This is a genomic window from Streptomyces sp. NPDC007856, from assembly GCF_042868225.1.
In the GTDB taxonomy this organism is placed as follows: Bacteria; Actinomycetota; Actinomycetes; order Streptomycetales; family Streptomycetaceae; genus Streptomyces.
Genome location: NZ_JBIAEC010000002.1, coordinates 517,765 through 538,341 on the forward strand (window position 1 = coordinate 517,765; position 20,577 = coordinate 538,341).

The following is a 20,577-nucleotide window of genomic DNA, read 5'->3' on the forward strand; positions in this document are numbered from 1 at the left end:
GGCATCGCGCTGGGTCACACCACCCCGCATTGTCGTGGCCAGGACCGAGAAGGCAGGATGACCGCATGACGCACGCGATGCTGAAGGGGTCGAACGTCCCGCTGGAAGCCACCACGGTCCGCGCCGTGCTGCGCTGGGCGCCCGGACAGGAGGTTCCCGACGTGGACGCCTCGGCGCTGCTGCTGGGCCCCGACGGCCGTGTGCGCACCGACGAGGACTTCGTCTTCTACAACCAGCCCCGGCACCCCTCCGGAAAGGTGTGGCGGCTGGGCAAGAAGCGTGTCGCCGAGGGGCTGACCGACACGATCCAGGCGGACCTGCCCGGCGTCGAGCCCGACGTCGGCCGGATCCTGCTGGTCGCGTCCGCGGACGGGGTCACCTTCGACCGGGTGCCGGCGCTGTGCATCCTGCTGTACGACGCCGCGGTCGCCGACGCCGAGCCGCTGGCCCGGTTCGAGATCAAGCCGGAGACCGGTGCGGAGACGGCGCTGATCTGCGGTGAGCTGTACCGGCGCGGGGAGGGCTGGAAGTTCCGCGCGCTGGGCGAGGGGTATTCGAACGGGCTGAAGGGGCTCGCGACGGACTTCGGTATATCGGTGGACGAGTCGGAGGCGGAGGAACCGAGCTCTTCGCAGCCGTTGCCTCCGGAGCAGCCGACCTCCGCCGTGCCGCAGCAGCCGCCCGCGTACGGCTATCCGCAGCCGACGTCGGCTCCGCCGGCGTACGGGTACCCCCAGCCGGTGCCGGTGCCGGTGGCTGTCGGGCCGGTGGATCCGAACTTCCGGCTGCCCCCGCAGGGGCCGCAGTTCATCGGGCGGTGAGCCGGCCTACCGGCTCAACGATCCACCTTCGTCTTGTAACCCCTGCCCCACTGCAGCCCCCACCCGTACAACCGGTCCAGCTCGCCCTGGAAGCCGTACACGAACTTCACCTCTCGGCGTACGACCAGCTCGCCCTTGACGTTCTCGATCATGACCACCGCGCACGAGCGGGCCTGCGGATGCCGCTCGTCCAGGCCTATCTCGATCCGAGGACCGTTGCTGGGGTAGAGAGTCACGATGGCGTGCGTCCGGTCGAAGGCCGGGGTCTGGTCGTAGATGTAGACGAACACCAGCAGGCGCTTGATGGCGTCGCGGTGGTCGAGGTTGACGTACATCGTCTCGCCGGACGCCGAGCCGAACCGGTCGTCGCCGCTGAGCTTTATGTACGGCGGTGCGTTGACGTCGCCGAGGTAGTTGCCGAGCGGCTGGACGACGCCCTTGGTGCCGTCGGTCAGTTCGTACAGGCAGCCCAGGTCGAGGTCGACGTTGACCATGCTCTGGCCGTGGCCGAGGACCTCCGGTGGCCTGAGGGCCCTGAAGGGGTGCCGGAAGAGGCTGGTGCGCTGGTTGCTGTCGAAGTCGGAGGTGCGCATCCGCCAGGTGAGGTTGATGCGCAGATGGCCGGTGGCCGCGTCCTGCTTGGTGAGGGACACCGTCTGGTGCCGCCTGGTCAGTTCGATGGAGTTCGTCGAGGCGTTGCCCGCGTCGAATTCGGCGACGCTGGCGCCCCGCAGCCCGTCGAAGAAACCCATTCCCGCCCCCAGGTGCTCATGTACTGGTTCACCACGCCGTCGGGGCGGCCGACCGCGTCGGCCGCCCCGCTTCAGAGCGTTCCTCGCCCGGCGGGGTGTCACACCCCGTCACGGCCCGGATCTGTCCCGTAGGGGACCGGGCTCACACCCCTGAGGAGACCTCGGCCCTCTCGTCGGTGCCCTCGCCCTCGGCCGCCAGCGCGCGGTTGCGGCGGACGGAGGACCAGAAGGACAGGGCGATCAGGACGACGCCGACGAGACCGGTGATGACCTCGTTGATCTCGTACTGGATGGTGACCATGAGGATCACGGCCAGGGCGCCGATCGCATAGTGGGCGCCGTGCTCCAGGAAGACGTAGTCGTCGAGGGTGCCCTGGCGGACCAGGTAGACCGTGAGCGAACGGACGTACATCGCGCCGATGCCGAGGCCGAGGGCCATCATCACGATGTCGTTGGTGATGGCGAAGGCGCCGATCACGCCGTCGAAGGAGAAGGACGCGTCCAGGACCTCCAGGTACAGGAACATGAAGAACGCGGCCTGGCCGGCCAGCAGCACCGCGGACTTCTTCTTGCCGGTGCGGGCGGCCTCTTCCTCCTCCTCGTGCTCGCGCTCCTCCTCTTCCTCCAGCCGGTCCTCGAAGTAGCCGGACAGACCGCCGACGATCATGTACGTGATCAGGCCGGCGATTCCGGCGATCAGGACCGTCTGCGCCTTGTCGACATGGGCGCCGCCGTGCTGGTGGGCCTGGGTGGCGAAGGTGAAGGAGGTGATCAGCAGCACGATCAGGGCGATGCAAACCGCCAGCATGTCGACCTTGCCGAGCTTGGCGAGCGGGCGCTCGATCCAGCGCAGCCACTGGATGTCCCGGTCCTCGAAGATGAAGTCCAGGAAGATCATCAGCAGGAACATTCCGCCGAACGCGGCGATCGCCGGGTGGGCGTCGGTGACCAGCTGCTGGTAACGGTCCTTGTCGGTGAAGGCCAGGTGGACCGCGTCGATGGGGTTGAGCTTGGCGGTGAGGGCGACGATGACGACGGGGAAGACCAGCCGCATGCCGAACACCGCGATGAGAACGCCGACCGTGAGGAAGATCTTCTGCCAGAAGGCGTTCATCTTCTTCAGGATGCCGGCGTTGACCACCGCGTTGTCGAACGACAGCGAGATCTCGAGGATGGCCAGGATCGCGACGACGCCGAAGGCCTCCCACCCCCCGTAGAAGACCGCGGCGACCAGGCCGAGCGCGGTGACCGCGAACGACCAGCCGAAGGTTTTCAGAAGCACTGGCTACCCAATCGTGTCAGTACGGGGCTCCCCCGCGCCGTACTCGGCTTTGCGAAACGTTGACCCCGAGTCTAGAGGTGCATCCGGCCGGCGGTACCGGCCAGGGCAGCCCTCACCGAAAAGCCACAGCGCAGGCCCCTGGGAGAGGGCTCGGCTACGAGACGTTCACCCCGAAGTCGAGGGCGATGCCGCGCAGGCCCGACGCATACCCCTGGCCGACGGCGCGGAACTTCCATTCTCCCTGGTAGCGGTACAGCTCGCCGAAGATCATGGCGGTCTCGGTGGAGGCGTCCTCGCTGAGGTCGTAGCGGGCCAGTTCCTGGCCGTCGGCCTGGTTCACGACCCGGATGAAGGCGTTGGAGACCTGGCCGAAGGTCTGGCCGCGCTCGTCCGCCATGTGGATGGAGACCGGGAAGACGATCTTCTCGCAGTGCGCCGGCACCTTGGCGAGGTCCACCAGGATCGACTCGTCGTCGCCCTCGCCCTCACCGGTGAGGTTGTCACCGGTGTGCTCGACCGAGCCGTCGGGGCTCTTGAGCTGGTTGTAGAAGACGAACCACTCGTCGCCGAGGACGCGGTTGCCGGCGCCGCACAGCAGCGCGCTGGCGTCCAGGTCGAAGGGGGCGCCCGTGGTGGAACGCGCGTCCCAGCCGAGGCCGATCATGACGTTGGTGAGATTCGGTGCGGCTTTGGAGAGGGAGACATTGCCTCCCTTGGCGAGCGTGACGCCCATGATTGCTGGTCCTCCCCTAGTGGTGCTTCCCTGGTTGTCCTGCGCGTCCGGCGCCGCCCGTAAACGGTGCGGCGCCGGAACGGTGCAGGGGTCGTGACCCTGCCGGGATCAGACGTTGACGCCGAAGTCCTGCGCGATGCCGCGCAGGCCCGAGGCGTAGCCCTGGCCGATGGCGCGGAACTTCCACTCCGCCCCGTGCCGGTAGAGCTCGCCGAAGACCATGGCGGTCTCGGTGGAGGCGTCCTCGCTCAGGTCGTAGCGGGCGATCTCCTGCTCGCCTGCCTGGTTCACGACGCGGATGAAGGCGTTGCGGACCTGGCCGAAGGACTGCTGGCGGTTCTCGGCGTCGTAGATCGACACCGGGAAGACGATCTTCTCGATGTCGGCCGGGACGTTGGCCAGGTTGATCTTGATCTGTTCGTCGTCGCCCTCGCCCTCACCGGTGATGTTGTCACCGGTGTGCTCGACCGAGCCGTCGGGGCTCTTGAGGTTGTTGAAGAAGACGAAGTGCTGGTCGCTGGCGACCTTGCCGGTGTTGTTCAGCAGCAGCGCGCTGGCGTCGAGGTCGAAGTCGGAGCCGGTCGTGGTGCGCACGTCCCACCCCAGACCGACGATGACGGCGGTCAGGCCCGGGGCCTCCTTCGTCAGCGATACGTTGCCGCCCTTGCTGAGGCTGACTCCCACGGGTCCTCCATGTGGTGTCCAGGGGCGGGGAGCCCCGTCGTGCTTCGGATATGGGATCAACGAGCCGATCCTAGTGACGGGTTCCCGCCCCCCGCAGACCCTGGACCCGGAGCAGCACAGGTGTCGGCCACGGTCGGCCTACAACGGCCTACAGGGTGTCGAGCGCCTTCACGTAGTCGTTCAGGTCGCGTGCGTCCGGCAGGCCGTTGACCACGGTCCACCGCACGACGCCTTCCCTGTCGATGATGAAGGTGCCCCGGACGGCGCATCCCTTGTCCTCGTCGAAGACGCCGTACGCGCGCGAGACGTTGCCGTGCGGCCAGAAGTCGCTGAGCAGCGGGTACTCCAGGCCCTCCTGCTCGGCGAAGACGCGCAGGGTGTGGATGGAGTCGTTGGAGACGGCGAGCAGCTGGGTGTCGCGGCCTTCGAACTTCGGCAGGTTGTCGCGCAGCTCGCACAGTTCGCCGGTGCACACGCCGGTGAAGGCGAAGGGGTAGAAGAGCAGGACCACGTTCTTCTCGCCGCGGAAGTCCGAGAGCTTCACGCTCCGGCCGTGGTTGTCCTTGAGCTCGAAGTCGGGCGCCTTGTCGCCGACCTGGATCGCCATCGTCGTGCATCCCTTCGGTGGGCCGTTCGGGTGAGCGCACAGCACACGCTCGGGTCCACCCTACGCAGCGATCACCGGGGCCTTCCGGACGGGCCGGGGCGAAATCCAGCCCGTCCGGTTGTGGGAAGAGGAGATCACCTCTTGGACTTGGCCGCCTTCGGCGTGGCAAGCCGGCTTCCGCTCCAGTCCTTGCCCACGCTGACGCTCTTCGACGCCGTCAGGCCGGCCGTCGTGGCGGCGTCCTGGATGTCGCTCGGCTCCACGTACCCCGTACGGCCGGTCTTCGGCGTCAGGAGCAGGATCGCGCCACCCTCTTCGATGTACGTGGTGGCATCCACCAGCGCATCCGTCAGGTCGCCGTCGTCGTCACGGAACCACAGCACAACGGCGTCGGCCACGTCGTCGTACTCCTCGTCCATCAGGTCGCCCTCGATGGTTTCCTCGATGGCCTCGCGGAGCTCCTGATCGACGTCGTCGTCGTAGCCGATCTCCTGGACCACCTGCCCGGGCTGGAACCCCAGCCTGGCGGCAGGGTTCGTCCGCTCCTCCGCGTGGTCCGCGGTCGCGCTCACGGGTTGCCTCCTGATCATGTCTTGGTGAGTATCTCAGCCACGCGCGTGCGCGAAGCATTGGCCGTAGTCCACACGGGCGGGACGGATCGCGCAAGTACCCGGCCGTTTGGACCGCCGAAACGGTGACGATCCGGGCCGTGTCGCCGCAACTCCTGGCACCGTACCCCGATTCCGCGTGACCCACATCACACCGATGTGCCCGGTTTGCGCCGTTCGGAATCATCTCAGAATCATCCGGTGATACGCCCCTCGAACACCTTTGCCAAGCGCGTCACACCCCGGGCGTATCGTTGCGTTTTGACCGGTGCGGACACGATGCACACACCGAGGAGATGACGTACGCCCTCCCGAGGTACACGATGGGGAGCGGTGTAGGCAGGTGCGGACAACTGGCCCTCTGACAGGTAAGGAACAGCGTGGCTTCCGGATCCGATCGCAATCCGATCATCATTGGCGGCCTTCCGAGTCAGGTTCCTGACTTCGATCCCGAAGAGACGCAGGAGTGGCTCGATTCCCTCGACGCCGCCGTGGACGAGCGCGGCCGGGAGCGAGCCCGCTACCTCATGCTCCGGCTGATCGAGCGGGCCCGCGAGCGGCGCGTGGCCGTGCCCGAGATGCGCAGCACGGACTACGTGAACACGATCCCGACCAAGAGCGAGCCGTTCTTCCCGGGCAACGAGGAGATCGAGCGCAAGATCCTCAACGCGACCCGCTGGAACGCCGCGGTGATGGTCTCCCGCGCCCAGCGCCCCGGCATCGGCGTCGGCGGCCACATCGCCACTTTCGCCTCCTCCGCCTCGCTCTACGACGTCGGCTTCAACCACTTCTTCCGCGGCAAGGACCAGGGCGACGGCGGCGACCAGGTCTTCTTCCAGGGCCACGCCTCCCCTGGCATCTACGCGCGCGCGTACCTGCTCGACCGGCTCACCGCGGACCAGCTCGACGGCTTCCGCCAGGAGAAGTCGCGGTACCCGAACGGCCTGTCCAGCTACCCGCACCCGCGTTCCATGCCGGACTTCTGGGAGTTCCCGACGGTCTCCATGGGCCTCGGCCCGCTCGGCGCGATCTACCAGGCGCGGATGAACCGCTACATGGAGGCGCGCGGCATCGCCGACACCTCCAGGTCGCACGTGTGGGCGTTCCTCGGCGATGGCGAGATGGACGAACCGGAGTCGCTCGGCCAGCTGTCCATCGCGGCCCGGGAGGGCCTGGACAACCTGACCTTCGTCGTCAACTGCAACCTGCAGCGGCTCGACGGCCCGGTGCGCGGCAACGGCAAGATCATCCAGGAGCTGGAGTCGATCTTCCGGGGCGCCGGCTGGAACGTGATCAAGCTGATCTGGGACCGCACCTGGGATCCGCTGCTCGCGCAGGACCGGGACGGCATCCTCGTCAACAAGATGAACACGACCCCGGACGGGCAGTTCCAGACGTACGCCACGGAGTCCGGCGCGTACATCCGCAAGCACTTCTTCGGCGACGACCACCGGCTGCGGGCGATGGTCGAGAACATGACCGACGACCAGATCCTGCACCTGGGCCGCGGCGGTCACGACCACCGCAAGATCTACGCGGCGTTCAAGGCGGCCAAGGAGCACAAGGGCCAGCCGACGGTCATCCTGGCCAAGACGATCAAGGGCTGGACGCTGGGCCCCAACTTCGAGGGCCGCAACGCCACGCACCAGATGAAGAAGCTGACGGTCGACGACCTCAAGCGCTTCCGGGACCGGCTGCACCTGCCGATCTCCGACAAGGAGCTGGAGTCCGGCCTGCCGCCGTACTACCACCCGGGCCGGGACACGGACGAGATCCAGTACATGCACGACATGCGCCACCAGTGCGGCGGGTACGTCCCGACGCGCGTCGTGCGCTCCAAGCCGCTCGCGCTGCCGGACGACAAGGCGTACGCGACGGTGAAGAAGGGCACGGGCCAGCAGTCCATCGCCACGACGATGGCCTTCGTCCGGCTCCTCAAGGACCTCATGCGGGACAAGGAGATCGGCCGGCGGTTCGTGCTCATCGCGCCGGACGAGTACCGCACGTTCGGCATGGACTCCTTCTTCCCGAGCGCGAAGATCTACAACCCGCTCGGCCAGCAGTACGAGTCGGTGGACCGGGAGCTGCTGCTCGCCTACAAGGAGTCGCCGACCGGCCAGATGCTGCACGACGGCATCTCCGAGGCCGGCTGCACGGCCTCCCTGATCGCGGCGGGCTCGGCCTACGCCACCCACGGCGAGCCGCTGATCCCGGTCTACGTCTTCTACTCGATGTTCGGTTTCCAGCGCACCGGCGATCAGTTCTGGCAGATGGCCGACCAGCTGGCGCGCGGGTTCGTGCTGGGTGCGACCGCCGGCCGTACGACCCTGACCGGTGAGGGCCTGCAGCACGCGGACGGCCACTCGCAGCTGCTCGCCTCGACCAACCCGGCGTGCGTGGCCTACGACCCGGCGTACGCCTACGAGATCGCGCACATCGTCCAGGACGGCCTGCGGCGGATGTACGGCGGCGACGCCGAGCACCCGCACGGCGAGGACGTCTTCTACTACCTGACCGTCTACAACGAGCCGATCCAGCACCCGGCCGAGCCGGCGAACGTGGACGTCGAGGGCATCCTCAAGGGCGTCCACAAGCTCAGTGAGGGCACGAGCGGCTCGGTCCCGGCGCAGATCATGGCGTCCGGCGTGGCGGTCCCCTGGGCGCTGGAGGCACAGCGGATCCTCGCCGCGGACTGGAACGTGCGCGCGGACGTCTGGTCGGCCACCTCCTGGAACGAGCTGCGCCGCGAGGCCGTGGCGTGCGAGGAGCACAATCTGCTGCACCCGGAGGAGGAGCAGCGGGTGCCGTATGTGACGCGGAAGCTCAGCGGCGCCGAGGGTCCGTTCGTGGCCGTGTCCGACTGGATGCGATCGGTTCCGGACCAGATCGCGCGGTGGGTGCCGGGCACGTACCAGTCGCTGGGCGCGGACGGCTTCGGCTTCGCCGACACCCGGGGTGCGGCGCGGCGCTTCTTCCACATCGACGCCCAGTCGATCGTCGTCGCGGTGCTGACCGAGCTGGCCCGGGAGGGCAAGGTGGACCGCTCGGTGCTGAAGCAGGCCATCGACCGGTACCAGCTGCTGGACGTGTCGGCGGCGCATCCGGGGACGGCGGGCGGCGACGCGTAGCGGCTGCGCTCGGCTTTGACGGGGCGGCAACCGGGGAGGGTCTGCTGTTCGTCGCCGGGTGCGGGGGACTGCGTGGCTGGTGGCGCAGTTCCCCGCGCCCCTCTGGGGCGCCCGGACGCTGGGTGACGCAGTGTGGGGTATGGGGCTACGACGGCGGGGAGCGCCCCGTAAGGGGCGCGCGGAACTGCGCGATCAGCCCCCACTCACCCGCACCCGGCAACGCCCCGCAGCCCCACCCCAGTTGCCGCCCCGGCCAAAGCGCCGCAGGCAAACGCGCCGCAGGCATTGGCGCGCGCAGCCCCCTCCGCAGCGCGCGCCACAGCCCTGCCGTCCTCCCATGCCCTGCGGAGGACTTGACCCACTGTGACCTGCGGCGCGCGCCCGGTGCGAGCGATCTTTAGCGGAGTCACCCTGATAGGGGAACTCCGCCCGGAAGACACCCGGGCGGAGAGCCTCAGATGTGGCCCACGCCCGCGCCCCCCTCCGCGTTCGCGCCCCGCTTGGTGAGCAGCGCGACGAGCACGGCGACCGCCGCCACACCCGCGGCGACCAGGGAGGCGAGACTCATCCCGGAGATGAACGTGTGATGGGCGACCTCAGCGATCTTCGCGGCGATCTGGTCCGGCACCCCCTTCGGCACCGGGGCGACGCCGACCTGAACCGCCTCGGAGGCCTTGCCGAGCTGACCGGGAGTCAGCTGCGGCAGCCCGGCGCCGGTCCAGTTGCCCGGCAGGTCGCTGTCGACCTTGGAGGCCATCACGGCGCCCAGCACGGCCGTACCGAGGCTGCCGCCGATCTGCATGGCCGCCTGCTGGAGGCCGCCCGCCACTCCGGAGAGCTCCATCGGGGCGTTACCGACGATGACCTCGGTGGCGCCGACCATGACCGGCGCGAGGCCCAGGCCGAGCAGCGCGAACCAGATCGACATCACACCGCTGCCGGTGTCGGCCTTGAGCGTCGACATGCCGTACATGGCGATCGCGGTCGCGGCCATCCCGCCGGCCAGCGGGATGCGCGGGCCGAGCTTGGTGATCGCGGCACCGGCGAGCGGCGAGCCGACGATCATCATGCCGGTGAGCGGCAACAGGTGCAGACCGGCGTCGATGGGGCTCATGCCGTGCACGTTCTGGAGGTAGAACGTCACGAAGAACAGGCCGCCCATGAACGCGATGGCCATCAGGACCATGAGGACCACGCCCGCCGAGAGCGGTACGGAGCGGAAGAGGCCCAGCGGGATCAGCGGCTCTGCGACCCTCGTCTCCCAGAACGAGAACGCGGCGAAGAGCGCCACGGACGCGCCGATGAACAGCCACGTCCTACCGTCGCCCCAGCCCCAGGTCGGTGCCTTGATCAGGGCCCAGACCAGGCAGAACATCGCGCCGGAGAGCAGCGCGATGCCAAGGAGGTCGAAGGAGCGCGGGGCGTTCTCGGCACGGTGGTCGCGCAGGATCAGCACGCCCAGGATCAGGGCGAGCGCGCCGACCGGCACGTTGATGAAGAACACCGACTGCCAGTTGACGTGCTCGACGAGGACACCGCCGAGGATCGGACCGCCCGCGGTGGACGCGCCGATCACCATGCCCCAGATGCCGATGGCCATGTTGAGCTTCTCGGCCGGGAAGGTGGCCCGCAGCAGACCGAGCGCGGCCGGCATCAGCAGCGCGCCGAACAGGCCCTGGAAGACGCGGAAGCTGACGACCGCGGCGATGCTGTGGGACAGGCCGATGGCGCCGGAGGCGGCGGCGAAGCCGGTCACGCCGATCAGGAAGGTCTGCCGGTGGCCGAAGCGGTCACCGAGCTTGCCCGCGGTGATCAGGGAGACCGCGAGGGCGAGGAAGTAGCCGTTGGTGATCCACTGCACCTGGGCGAAGGTGGCCCCCAGGTCCTTCTGGATAGCCGGGTTGGCGATCGCCACGATCGTGCCGTCGAGGGCCACCATCATGACGCCCACGGCGACGGTGATCAGGGTGAGCCAGGGATGGCCGCGCAGCCCCGCGGCCGGAGGTGACTCGAGCGGGGCTTCCGGTGCCGTGTCCCCCGGCCCCGTCGCGTCGAGGGTGGTCTGACTAGTCATGCGTTCGAGGCTAGTGACAGTCTCTGACAATTGACAAATGATTTCATCCGTCAGTAACTGACACGCATGGAAACACTGCGCGAACGCAAGAAGCAGCGCACCCGGGAAGCGCTGCTGCGGGCCGCTCTGGAGCTGTTCACGACCCAGGGGTACGAGCACACGACCGTCGACGAGATCACCGAGGCCGTCGACGTCTCGCAGCGCACCTTCTTCCGTTACTTCGCCGGCAAGGAGGACGTGGCGTTCGCGGTCCAGGAGATGACGGAGGCGCGCTTCGTCGAGGCCGTACGCGCGCGTCCGCCGCACGAGGCGCCGCTGGAGGCCCTGCGGCAGGCGGTCCTGGAGGGCTGGGACGGGATCCGGGAGACCGTCGAGTCGGCCGTACCCGTCGAGCTGTATCTGCGCATGTACCGGACGATCGAGACGACGCCCGCGCTGCTCGCCGCCCATCTGCGTCGCTCGGCGGCCACGGAGGAGACCATCGCGCGCCTGCTGGCCGAGCGCGAGGGCGTGGACGTCGACGCCGACCCTCGACCGCGGCTGGCCGTGGCCGTGTTCGGCGCAGTGATAAGGGTCACCGAACGGCAGTGGTGCACGGGCGAGGACTTCAGTCTGGTGGCGATCCGTCAACTCACCGCGTCCTACCTCGATCAGGTGGGTTCGGCACTTATCGGGAACTGGCGCTCAAACCGAGATCGTTGACAACGCGTTCGATGCCTCGCGAAACGTGATACCTGTCACTCGGTTACCCCGAGACCCTCCCGTTCTCCTAGTGTGTCCTCCCAGTGACTTCCTTCGACACCTCCCCGCAACTGAACGTCTGGCGCGCACTGCTGGCACTGGCCGTGGTGTTCGTGATGCTCGCGACCACCGGCTGGACCGCCCTGCACAGCCACAGGGAGTCGACCGCACTGCAGGCCTCGCTCACCAAGTGGGAGCACGGCAGCATCCACGGCCTCCGGCTGCCGGATCCCAAGGCCGCACCGTCCGTGCTCAGCCGTTTCTTCGCGTCCCTCTCCCCCGAGGAGCAGGGCCGTCTCGCCCGCCGCTACCCGCTCGCGGTCGGCAACATGAACGGCGCCCCCGTGACCTTGCGCTACCGCGCCAACCACATCGCGCTGGAGCAGCAGCGCAAGGTCGAGAAGAAACGCATGCACGACAGCCGGCTCAGCGCGGCCGGACAGCAGGACGCGGGCCGCCGAATGCACCGCTACGAGGCCCTGACGAGCCCCGGCAGGCAGATCCTGGCCTTCGACCCCGAGGGCTCGGGCCGTATCGCGGAGGTGTTCGGGAACCTGGACCGGGCGCAGCGGATCTCGGTCGTCGTCCCCGGTGTCGACACGGATCTGCTCACCTTCCAGAAGACCAACCGCCAGTACACCGCCCCGGTCGGCATGGCCAAGGCGCTGTACGCGGCGGAGCGCGCGCAGAGCCCCACGACCCGTACGGCCGTGATCGCCTGGGCCGACTACACCGCCCCCGACGGCCTCGGCGTGGACGCGGCCACCGGGCTGCGCGCCGCGGAGGGCGCCGTCCGGCTGAACGCGCTGCTCGGCGGCCTGCCCGGCCGCGCCCCGGTGGCGACGGTCTGCCACAGCTACGGCTCCGTGGTCTGCGGGGTGGCCGCGCACGGCATGCCGCGCCGGGTGACCGACATAGCCGTGGCCGCGAGCCCCGGCATGCGGGTCTCCCGCGCCTCCCACCTGGACACCACGGCCCGGGTGTGGGCCATGCGGGACTCCAGCGACTGGATCCAGGACGTGCCGTACCTGGAGCTCGGCGGGCTCGGGCACGGCGCCGATCCGGTGTCCTCGGCGTTCGGTGCGCGCGTGCTGTCCGCCCGGGACGCACAGGGCCACGCCGGCTATTTCCAGCCGGGCACGGACAGCCTGCGCAACCTCGCCGACGTGGCCGTCGGGGCGTACGACGCGGTGACGTGCGCACGCGAGAACGACCTGTGCCGGGCCGGTGTGTCCGGCAGCACCACGGCAGGACGCGCGTAGAAACAGCAGGAAGTGCGGTCTGCGCGGGTGGCGACGGAGGAGCACGTGCCGCATACGATGAGCCGCATGGGTGACGTACTGGCGGGTTTTCATGCCGTCTGGGAGTTCGAGTCCGACTCCGTGCTCATCCGTTACGAACGGGGGATTCGGACACCGAAGCTGTTCCAGGCACTCGGGGAGCGGCGGGTCCCGCTGTCCGCGGTCGAGGGCGTGACGCTCTCCCCGGGCAGGCGCGGCACCGTCGTGCTGCGGCTGCTGCCGCGCGTCGGCGCGGATCCGCTGATCGAGGCGGCGGACGGGCAGTTGAAGGAGGGCTCGGATCCGTACCGGCTGGTGCTGCCGGCCGAGCGGGAGACCCTCGCCGAGTACTACGCCGACGAACTGAAGGGGCTGTTGACCGAGTCCGGGGCCACCGAGCGGCATCTGGTGGCGGCGCCCGAGGCGCCGCTGTCGTTCAAGGCGTACGACGGCAAGGCGAGCTTCGACGGTACGGCCGTGCAGTTCCGCTGGTCGTGGACGGGGGCGTCGTCGGCGAAGTGGAAGGCCGGCGACCAGAGTTTTCCGGTCACGCAGCTGAGCGGGGTGGAGTGGCGGTCGCCGGAGGTGTTCGAGGGGCATCTGCGGCTGGTTCGCCGTGCCCCCGGCTCGGACGCGTCCCCGCAGCCCGACCAGGATCCGGCGGCCGTGGTCTTCGGGCTGGGGTACGGGCCGGTGCACGAGTCGCTGCCGTTCGCCGCGGCGGTCCTGGCGGCCGTACGCACGCGGGGGCCGGTACCCGCGGTACCGGCCCCGTCACGGCGCGACCCGGCGGACATCGCCGAACGGATCCGACATCTCGGGGAGTTGCACCAGGCCGGGTTGGTCACCGACGAGGAGTTCTCCTCGAAGAAGGCCGAACTCCTGGCGGAACTCTGAGCTACTCCCGGCCCGCGGAGGTGAACGCCATGTCCGCGTAGCGCTCACCGGCCACCTTGGCCGCGATGTGTTCCAGTCGGGACAGTTCCTCGTCCGTCAGGACGACGGCCGTCGCGGCTACGTTCTCCGCCACCCGGCCCGGCTTGCGGGTGCCCGGGATGGGAACCACCGGGAGGGCGTCGATCGTCGCCCGCTGCTGTACCCAGGCCAGGGCGATCTGGCCGAGGGTGGCGTCGTGGGCCTCGGCGATCGCGCGGATCGGCTCCAGGAGAGCCGCGTTGGCGGTCGCGTTGGCGCCGGTGAAGCGGGGCTGGTGACGGCGGAAGTCGTCGGCCGTGAGCTCCTGTTCGGCGTGGGTGAAGGAGCCGGTGAGGAAGCCGCGGCCGAGCGGCGAGTACGGCACCAGGGCCACGCCCAGGTCCCGCGCGGCCGGTACGACCTTCGCCTCGATGTCCCGGCTGAACAGGGACCACTCCGACTGCACGGCCGCGATCGGGTGCACGGCGTGCGCGGCGCGCAGCTCGTCGGCGGTGACCTCGCTCAGCCCGAGGTACTTGACCTTGCCCTCGCGGACCAGCTCCGCCATCGTGCCGACGGTCTCCTCGATGGGGACGTTCACATCGCGGCGGTGCATGTAGTACAGGTCGATCACATCGACGTCGAGCCGCTTCAGGCTGGCCTCGACGGCCTCGCGGATGTACGGCGCGTCATTGCGGATGATCCGCTTGGTCGGGTCGTCCTGCGGGATCGACAGGGCGAACTTGGTGGCGATGACCACCTCCTCCCGGTGCGCCGTGAAGAAGGGGGAGAGGAAGCGCTCGTTCTCCCCCGCGCCGTAGGCGTCCGCCGTGTCGTACAGCGTCACGCCCAGCTCCAGCGCCCGCTCCAGCGCGGCACGCGCCTGGCCGGCGTCCGTGGGGCCGTACGCGAAGCTCATGCCCATGCAGCCGAGGCCCTGGATGCCCACCTCCGGTCCGTTCTCGCCGAGCCGTACCGTCGGAATCCTGGCGTCGGTCATCGCGTTGTCCCCTCCATCGCGTAGAAGCTGATCTTGCGGTCGAGCACGGCGAGCGTGTCCCGCAGTTCGGCGATCCTGTTCAGCACGTCCTGGCGGGTCGACTCCAGCAGGTCCCGCCGTTCGCCGTAGGTGCTCTCGCCCTCCCGGACCAGTTCCGCGTACCGGACCATGTCCGCCACCGGCATGCCGGTCAGCCGCAGCTTGGTCACGAAGTCCAGCCAGTCCAGGTCGCGGTTGCTGTAGCGCCGCTGACCGGTGTGCGAGCGGTCGACGTGCGGCATCAGGCCGATCCGCTCGTACCAGCGCAGGGTGTGCGCGGTCAGGCCGGCGATCGCGACGACCTCGCTGATCGTGTAGTGGTCCTGGCCGTCGGGGCGTGGATGGCGTCTGGGCGGGGCGGAGCAGATGTCGGCGGGGGTCGTTCGCGCGGTGTCCGCGGGCGTCGTCTGCATCACCGTCATGGCCCCCACGCTATGGGGTTGGAGTGCACTCCAAGCAAGCGGATTCGGTAAGAAACCCGGGGACGCGGGCCGGGGCTTCTGGCTAGCGTGCGACACATGAGTCTCGTACGCCGGGCCCTGCCCGAGGATGCCATGGAAGTGCTGCGTCTGCGCCAGGTGATGATCGACTCCCTGTGGAGCGGGGGAGGCGGCGCACCGACGGACTGGCATGCCGAGTCGCTGCCGACGCTGCAGAAGCGGCTGGCCGAGCCGGACGGTGACTTCGCCGCCTTCGTCGTGGACCATCCGGACCGGCCGGGGGCGCTGGCCGCGCTGGTGGTGGGAACGCTGGAGTACCGCATCGGGAAGGCCGGGAATCCGCACGGGCGGGTCGGACACGTCTTCAGCGTCGCGACCGACCCGGACGCCCGGCGGCGGGGGTACGCGCGCGCGGCCATGGAGGAACTGCTGGCCTGGTTCCGGGAGCGTGGTGCGGGTCATGTGCTGCTGAACGCCTCCTCGGAGGCCGAGCCGCTGTACGCCTCGCTCGGCTTCAAGCGGGACCCCGACCCGTCGATGCGGCTGCTGCTGTGAGCCGCATAGGCTCGGGAGCATGTCGTTGAACAGCCTGACCAGCCCCGCGTCGATCGAGAAGTGGCCCGTCCCCACCGCGGCGGCGGGTGTCGTACGAGCCGACGGGACCGTCCTCGGGACGCACGGTCCCGTCGGGCACCGCTTTCCGCTCGCCTCGGTCACCAAGCCGCTGGCCGCGTACGCGGCGCTGGTCGCCTACGAGGAGGGCGCGATCGAGCTGGACGAGCCGGCCGGGCCGCCCGGCTCGACCGTCCGCCACCTCCTCGCGCACACCTCCGGGCTGGCCTTCGACGAGCACAGGGCGATGGCGCCTCCCGGTGAGCGCCGCCTCTACTCCAACGCCGGCTTCGAACAACTCGGGGACCACATCGCCAAGGCGACGGACATTCCGTTCGCCGAGTATCTGCGGCAGGCCGTGCTGGAGCCGCTGGGCATGACGTCCACCACACTGGAGGGCTCCCCCGCGAAGGACGGGGTGTCCACGGTGGCCGACCTGCTGCGGTTCGCGGCGGAGGTGCAGGCGCCGCGGCTGCTGGATCCGCGGACGGTCGCGGAGGCGATGAGCGTGCAGTACCCGGGGACGAAGGGCGTGCTGCCCGGGTACGGCCTCCAGAACCCGAACGACTGGGGGCTCGGCTTCGAGATCCGCGACTCCAAGTCGCCCCACTGGACGGGGAGTTCGTCCTCTCCGCGCACCTTCGGGCACTTCGGGCAGTCGGGTACGTTCCTGTGGATCGACCCCGATGCGGGAGTTGCGGGGGTCGCCCTGACGGACAGGGCGTTCGGGCCCTGGGCGATCGAGGCGTGGCCGGTGTTCACGGACGCGGTGCTGGCGGAGCTGCGAGGCTGAGGTCGCCCCCTACCCGCCCATCTCCCACATCAGCAGCTCGGTCGCCGTCACCCCCACCGCCTCCAGGCCCTCCGCCCCCGCGATCCGGGCGGAGTCCCCCGCGCCCAGTTGTTCCGCCCCCAGCCGGACCCCACCGCGCACCACATGCACGTACACGAACGCGGCGTCCGGCACCGCGGTCCGCTCCCCCGCCGCCAGGCGCCGTATGTGCAGCATCGCCCCCGCCTCCGGCACCGCGTACGGCGTGGAGTCGGCTATCCCCGGGATGATCTCGTACGACGGCTCCCCGCCGGGGTCCCGCGGCGCCAGCCACATCTGGACGAAGGTGAGCGGCGACGACCCGTCGTTGCGCTCCACGTGGCGGACGCCCGCCGCGGCGCTGAGGTGCTGGACGTCACCGGCGCGGACCTTCGTCTCCTGGCCGGTGGAGTCACGGTGGGTCAGCTCGCCCTCGACGACCCAGGTGACGATCTCGGTGTGGCTGTGCGGGTGTTCGTCGAAGCCGGCACCGGGTGCCAGCCGCTCCTCGTTGCAGGCGATGACCGCACCGAAGCGGAGGTTGCCGGGGTCGTAGTGCGGCCCGAAGGAGAAGGCGTGCCACGACTCGATCCCGGCCTCGGGCTCGCCCCCGGGGTAGCGCTCACCGGCGCGCCGTACGTCCATCACGGGCACCACCGTAGACCTCACCTGCGACCCAGCGGCACACGGTCCCGTCCCGATAAGGCAGTCTTGTCCCGTGCCCGAACCCGAATCCCACAGCAGCGAGCCCCACGCCGAACACCACGCACGCGACGTCCACCCGCACTCCGCGACCCTCAGGCGGCTGGAGAAGTCGTCCGGGTCCCTCGCCGCGCAGGCCATCGCGCGGATGGACGAGACCCTGCCGTGGTACCGGGCCATGCCCCCGGAGAACCGTTCCTGGATCGGGCTCGTGGCCCAGGCGGGCATCGCGGCCTTCACCGAGTGGTTCCGGCACCCGGACGCCCCGCAGGCGATCTCGACCGATGTCTTCGGCACCGCGCCGCGCGAGCTGACCCGGGCCATCACGCTGCGGCAGACCGTGGAGATGGTGCGGACCACCATCGAGGTCATGGAGTCGGCGATCGACGAGGTGGCCGCGCCCGGTGACGAGAGCGTGCTGCGGGAGGCGCTCCTCGTGTACGCCCGGGAGATCGCCTTCGCCACCGCGCAGGTGTACGCGCAGGCCGCCGAGGCACGCGGTGCCTGGGACGCGCGGCTGGAGTCGCTGGTCGTGAACGCCGTGCTCAGCGGGGAGGCGGACGAAGGGGCCGTCAGCCGGGCCGCCGCGCTCGGCTGGAACTCGCCGGAGCATGTGTGCGTCGTGCTCGGGACCGCGCCCGACGGGGACAGCGAACTGACCGTCGAGGCGATCCGGCGGGCCGCTCGGCACGCCAAGCTGCAGGTGCTCACCGGGGTGCTCGGGGACCGGCTCGTCGTCATCGCGGGCGGCAGCGCCAATCCGCTCGCCGTCGCCAAGTCGCTGATCGGGCCCTATGCCGCCGGGCCGGTCGTCGCGGGGCCCGTCGTGCCCGATCTGCTGGCCGCCACCCGGTCCGCGCAGGCCGCCGCCGCGGGCCTGAAGGCGTGTTCGGCCTGGCAGGACGCGCCGCGGCCGGTGCTGGCGGACGATCTCCTGCCGGAGCGCGCGATCGCGGGCGATCCGAGCGCCCGCGAGCAGTTGGTGGAGGAGATCTACAGACCTCTCGAAGAAGCCGGTTCGGCGCTGCTGGAAACCCTGAGTGTCTATCTGGAGCAGGCGAGCAGTCTGGAAGGCGCGGCCCGGATGCTCTTCGTTCACCCGAATACCGTGCGCTACCGGCTCCGACGTGTGACAGACGTCACCGGTTGGTCGCCTTCGGATGTAAGATCCGCGTTCACGCTGCGGATCGCGCTCATCCTGGGGCGTCTGGCCGACGGCGAGACCCCCGCATAGCGTTTTGTCGGGGGCCCACAAAAGCCCTTCGTGTTCTTCGTCCCTGTCCCCACGGGCGGCCGTGGCCGTCCCCAAGAGAGAGTGTGAGAGTGCTCGTACTCGTCGCTCCCGGCCAAGGCGCCCAGACGCCCGGCTTCCTGACTCCCTGGCTCGAACTGCCCGGCGCCGCCGACCGTGTCGCCGGCTGGTCGGACGCCATCGGACTGGACCTGGTCCACTACGGCACCCAGGCCGACGCCGACGCCATCCGTGACACCGCGGTGGCCCAGCCGCTGCTGGTCGCCGCCGGGATCCTGTCCGCCGCGGCACTGGGTGACACTGCCCCGGACGCGGTGGCCGGTCACAGCGTGGGCGAGATCACCGCCGCCGCCTTCGCGGGCGTCCTGGACGACACCGCCGCGCTGGGCCTGGTCCGCAAGCGGGGTCTGGCGATGGCCGACGCCGCCGCGGTCACCGAGACCGGCATGTCGGCGCTGCTCGGCGGCGACCCCGAGACCTCCGTCGCGCACCTGGAGAAGCTGGGCCTGACCCCGGCGAACATCAACGGCGCGGGCCAGATCGTCGCCGCGGGCACGCTGGAGCAGTTGGCCGCGCTGAACGACGACAAGCCCGAGGGCGTCCGCAAGGTCGTCCCGCTGAAGGTCGCCGGCGCCTTCCACACCCACCACATGGCTCCCGCCGTCGAGACGCTGGCCAAGGCCGCCGCGGAGCTGAACCCGGGCGACCCGAGGGTCCGTTACATCTCCAACAAGGACGGCCGTGCCGTCGCGACCGGTGCCGAGGTGCTGGAGCGGCTGGTCGGCCAGGTCGCCAACCCCGTGCGCTGGGACCTGTGCATGGAGACCTTCAAGGAGCTGGGCGTCACCGCGCTCATCGAGGTGTGCCCGGGCGGCACCCTGACCGGCCTGGCCAAGCGGGCGCTGCCCGGCGTCACGACGCTGGCCCTGAAGACCCCCGACGATCTCGACGCGGCCCGCGCGCTCATCTCCGAGCACGCCGGCGCCTAAGGAGCCGTACATGGCGAAGATCAAGCCCAGCAAGGGCGCCCCGTATGCGCGCATCCTCGGTGTCGGCGGCTACCGGCCGACCCGGGTGGTGCCCAACGAGGTGATCCTGGAGAAGATCGACTCGTCCGACGAGTGGATCCGCTCGCGCTCCGGCATCGAGACCCGGCACTGGGCCGGTCCCGAGGAGACCGTGGCCGCGATGTCGATCGAGGCGGCCGGCAAGGCCATCGCGGACGCCGGCATCGGCGCCGAGCGGATCGGTGCCGTGGTCGTCTCGACGGTCTCGCACTTCAGCCAGACCCCGGCCGTGGCCACCGAGATCGCCGACAAGCTGGGCACTGGCAAGGCCGCCGCCTTCGACATCTCGGCCGGCTGCGCTGGCTTCGGCTACGGCCTGACCCTCGCCAAGGGCATGGTGGTGGAAGGTTCCGCCGAGTACGTGCTCGTCATCGGCGTGGAGCGGCTCAGCGACCTGACCGACCTGGAGGACCGGGCCACGGCCTTCCTGTTCGGCGACGGCGCCGGGGCGGTCGTCGTCGGTCCCTCGCAGGAGCCGGCCATCGGCCCGACCGTGTGGGGCTCCGAGGGCGACAAGGCCGAGACGATCAAGCAGACCGTCCCCTGGGACCGCTACCGGCTCGGCGACGTCTCCGCGCTGCCGCTCGACAGCGAGGGCAACATCAAGTTCCCCGCCATCACGCAGGAGGGCCAGGCGGTGTTCCGCTGGGCCGTGTACGAGATGGCGAAGGTCGCCCAGCAGGCGCTGGACGCGGCCGGGATCAGCCCGGAGGAGCTGGACGTCTTCATCCCGCACCAGGCCAACGTGCGGATCATCGACTCGATGGTGAAGACCCTCAAACTGCCGGAGCACGTCACGGTCGCCCGTGACATCCGCACCACCGGCAACACCTCGGCCGCCTCGATTCCGCTCGCGATGGAGCGGCTCCTGGCGACCGGGGAGGCGAAGAGCGGCGACACCGCGCTCGTCATCGGATTCGGGGCGGGTCTCGTCTACGCCGCAACGGTCGTTACCCTCCCCTAGGCACTCCGTGCCGGATCTTGGGATCGGGCACGGCAGGAATTTGCCACAAACCGTCTGGAACATCG

General features: G+C 69.7%; 20 protein-coding genes. 10 read left to right on the forward strand and 10 right to left on the reverse strand.

All coding sequences use genetic code 11. The features are described from left to right. Positions 1–65 precede the first annotated feature (65 nt). Positions 66–821 (forward strand): TerD family protein, encoded by a 756-nt coding sequence (locus tag ACFYOH_RS06855; protein WP_388621923.1) that lies wholly within the window; start codon positions 66–68, stop codon positions 819–821. Positions 822–835: 14 nt separating this feature from the next. Here ACFYOH_RS06855 and ACFYOH_RS06860 read toward each other — a convergent pair whose 3' ends face one another. From ACFYOH_RS06860 to ACFYOH_RS06885, 6 genes are all read right to left on the reverse strand, one after another. Beyond that, positions 836–1,573 (reverse strand): Tellurium resistance, encoded by a 738-nt coding sequence (locus ACFYOH_RS06860; RefSeq protein ID WP_388621925.1) that lies wholly within the window; start codon positions 1,571–1,573, stop codon positions 836–838. Positions 1,574–1,715: 142 nt separating this feature from the next. After that, complete coding sequence (locus ACFYOH_RS06865) at positions 1,716–2,855, reverse strand: DUF475 domain-containing protein (RefSeq protein WP_388621926.1); 1,140 nt, start codon at positions 2,853–2,855, stop codon at positions 1,716–1,718. Positions 2,856–3,009: 154 nt separating this feature from the next. Next, positions 3,010–3,588, reverse strand: coding sequence for a TerD family protein (locus ACFYOH_RS06870; protein WP_351798132.1), 579 nt, complete (start codon positions 3,586–3,588; stop codon positions 3,010–3,012). A gap of 108 nt (positions 3,589–3,696) precedes the next feature. Beyond that, positions 3,697–4,272: a calcium homeostasis/redox stress adaptation protein gene (locus ACFYOH_RS06875; protein ID WP_388621928.1), complete on the reverse strand. Its 576-nt coding sequence runs from the start codon at positions 4,270–4,272 to the stop codon at positions 3,697–3,699. 148 nt (positions 4,273–4,420) lie between these two features. Further along, positions 4,421–4,879, reverse strand: coding sequence for a peroxiredoxin (locus ACFYOH_RS06880; RefSeq protein WP_388621930.1), 459 nt, complete (start codon positions 4,877–4,879; stop codon positions 4,421–4,423). A gap of 134 nt (positions 4,880–5,013) precedes the next feature. Beyond that, entirely contained in the window at positions 5,014–5,451 is a 438-nt protein-coding gene (locus ACFYOH_RS06885; protein ID WP_361244565.1) for a DUF3052 domain-containing protein, read from the reverse strand. A 416-nt stretch (positions 5,452–5,867) separates the two neighbouring features. On the opposite strand from ACFYOH_RS06885, the gene aceE reads away from it, so the two are divergent. Further along, complete coding sequence (aceE, locus tag ACFYOH_RS06890) at positions 5,868–8,615, forward strand: pyruvate dehydrogenase (acetyl-transferring), homodimeric type (RefSeq protein WP_388621932.1); 2,748 nt, start codon at positions 5,868–5,870, stop codon at positions 8,613–8,615. Positions 8,616–9,069: 454 nt separating this feature from the next. Here the strand turns inward: aceE and ACFYOH_RS06895 are convergent, their stop codons facing one another. After that, a complete protein-coding gene (locus ACFYOH_RS06895; RefSeq protein ID WP_388621934.1) occupies positions 9,070–10,689 on the reverse strand; it encodes an MFS transporter in 1,620 nt (539 codons plus the stop codon). A 66-nt stretch (positions 10,690–10,755) separates the two neighbouring features. Between ACFYOH_RS06895 and ACFYOH_RS06900 the strand changes: the two genes are divergently transcribed. From ACFYOH_RS06900 to ACFYOH_RS06910, 3 genes are all read left to right on the forward strand, one after another. After that, positions 10,756–11,391: a TetR family transcriptional regulator gene (locus tag ACFYOH_RS06900; RefSeq protein WP_388621936.1), complete on the forward strand. Its 636-nt coding sequence runs from the start codon at positions 10,756–10,758 to the stop codon at positions 11,389–11,391. An 83-nt stretch (positions 11,392–11,474) separates the two neighbouring features. Further along, positions 11,475–12,692, forward strand: coding sequence for an alpha/beta hydrolase (locus ACFYOH_RS06905; RefSeq protein WP_388621938.1), 1,218 nt, complete (start codon positions 11,475–11,477; stop codon positions 12,690–12,692). A gap of 66 nt (positions 12,693–12,758) precedes the next feature. Next, on the forward strand, positions 12,759–13,607 hold the full coding sequence (locus ACFYOH_RS06910) for a DUF4429 domain-containing protein (protein WP_388621939.1): 849 nt from the start codon (positions 12,759–12,761) through the stop codon (positions 13,605–13,607). 1 nt (position 13,608) lies between these two features. On the opposite strand, the gene ACFYOH_RS06915 is transcribed toward ACFYOH_RS06910, so the two are convergent. Together ACFYOH_RS06915 and ACFYOH_RS06920 are read right to left on the reverse strand one after the other, a co-directional pair. Then, a complete protein-coding gene (locus tag ACFYOH_RS06915; RefSeq protein WP_388621940.1) occupies positions 13,609–14,625 on the reverse strand; it encodes an aldo/keto reductase in 1,017 nt (338 codons plus the stop codon). Then, complete coding sequence (locus ACFYOH_RS06920) at positions 14,622–15,086, reverse strand: MerR family transcriptional regulator (RefSeq protein ID WP_388621942.1); 465 nt, start codon at positions 15,084–15,086, stop codon at positions 14,622–14,624. Before ACFYOH_RS06920 ends, ACFYOH_RS06915 begins: the two co-directional genes overlap by 4 nt. Before the next feature lie 96 nt (positions 15,087–15,182). On the opposite strand from ACFYOH_RS06920, the gene ACFYOH_RS06925 reads away from it, so the two are divergent. Next, positions 15,183–15,659 (forward strand): GNAT family N-acetyltransferase, encoded by a 477-nt coding sequence (locus ACFYOH_RS06925; protein WP_388621944.1) that lies wholly within the window; start codon positions 15,183–15,185, stop codon positions 15,657–15,659. A gap of 19 nt (positions 15,660–15,678) precedes the next feature. Further along, on the forward strand, positions 15,679–16,509 hold the full coding sequence (locus tag ACFYOH_RS06930; protein ID WP_388621945.1) for a serine hydrolase domain-containing protein: 831 nt from the start codon (positions 15,679–15,681) through the stop codon (positions 16,507–16,509). A 9-nt stretch (positions 16,510–16,518) separates the two neighbouring features. On the opposite strand, the gene ACFYOH_RS06935 is transcribed toward ACFYOH_RS06930, so the two are convergent. Then, positions 16,519–17,172, reverse strand: a complete 654-nt coding sequence (locus ACFYOH_RS06935) for a pirin family protein (RefSeq protein ID WP_388622337.1) — start codon at positions 17,170–17,172, stop codon at positions 16,519–16,521. Between the two features lie 73 nt (positions 17,173–17,245). Here ACFYOH_RS06935 and ACFYOH_RS06940 point away from each other — a divergent pair, with 73 nt between their 5' ends. From ACFYOH_RS06940 to ACFYOH_RS06950, 3 genes are all read left to right on the forward strand, one after another. After that, the gene (locus ACFYOH_RS06940) at positions 17,246–18,463 is read left to right on the forward strand and encodes a PucR family transcriptional regulator (RefSeq protein ID WP_388621947.1); all 1,218 of its coding nucleotides are present in this window, start codon (positions 17,246–17,248) and stop codon (positions 18,461–18,463) included. Between the two features lie 89 nt (positions 18,464–18,552). Then, complete coding sequence (locus ACFYOH_RS06945) at positions 18,553–19,470, forward strand: ACP S-malonyltransferase (protein WP_388621949.1); 918 nt, start codon at positions 18,553–18,555, stop codon at positions 19,468–19,470. A 10-nt stretch (positions 19,471–19,480) separates the two neighbouring features. Further along, entirely contained in the window at positions 19,481–20,512 is a 1,032-nt protein-coding gene (locus tag ACFYOH_RS06950) for a ketoacyl-ACP synthase III (protein ID WP_388621951.1), read from the forward strand. Positions 20,513–20,577 lie beyond the last annotated feature (65 nt).

Bases quoted from the DNA above. Each gene is read 5' to 3' on its own strand.
- ACFYOH_RS06855 (WP_388621923.1), top strand. From the start codon at position 66: ATGACGCACGCGATGCTGAAGGGGTCGAACGTCCCGCTGGAAGCCACC.
- ACFYOH_RS06860 (WP_388621925.1), bottom strand. From the start codon at position 1,573: ATGGGTTTCTTCGACGGGCTGCGGGGCGCCAGCGTCGCCGAATTCGAC.
- ACFYOH_RS06870 (WP_351798132.1), bottom strand. From the start codon at position 3,588: ATGGGCGTCACGCTCGCCAAGGGAGGCAATGTCTCCCTCTCCAAAGCC.
- ACFYOH_RS06880 (WP_388621930.1), bottom strand. From the start codon at position 4,879: ATGGCGATCCAGGTCGGCGACAAGGCGCCCGACTTCGAGCTCAAGGAC.
- ACFYOH_RS06895 (WP_388621934.1), bottom strand. From the start codon at position 10,689: ATGACTAGTCAGACCACCCTCGACGCGACGGGGCCGGGGGACACGGCA.
- ACFYOH_RS06900 (WP_388621936.1), top strand. From the start codon at position 10,756: ATGGAAACACTGCGCGAACGCAAGAAGCAGCGCACCCGGGAAGCGCTG.
- ACFYOH_RS06910 (WP_388621939.1), top strand. From the start codon at position 12,759: ATGGGTGACGTACTGGCGGGTTTTCATGCCGTCTGGGAGTTCGAGTCC.
- ACFYOH_RS06915 (WP_388621940.1), bottom strand. From the start codon at position 14,625: ATGACCGACGCCAGGATTCCGACGGTACGGCTCGGCGAGAACGGACCG.
- ACFYOH_RS06920 (WP_388621942.1), bottom strand. From the start codon at position 15,086: ATGACGGTGATGCAGACGACGCCCGCGGACACCGCGCGAACGACCCCC.
- ACFYOH_RS06925 (WP_388621944.1), top strand. From the start codon at position 15,183: ATGAGTCTCGTACGCCGGGCCCTGCCCGAGGATGCCATGGAAGTGCTG.
- ACFYOH_RS06930 (WP_388621945.1), top strand. From the start codon at position 15,679: ATGTCGTTGAACAGCCTGACCAGCCCCGCGTCGATCGAGAAGTGGCCC.
- ACFYOH_RS06935 (WP_388622337.1), bottom strand. From the start codon at position 17,172: ATGGACGTACGGCGCGCCGGTGAGCGCTACCCCGGGGGCGAGCCCGAG.
- ACFYOH_RS06950 (WP_388621951.1), top strand. From the start codon at position 19,481: ATGGCGAAGATCAAGCCCAGCAAGGGCGCCCCGTATGCGCGCATCCTC.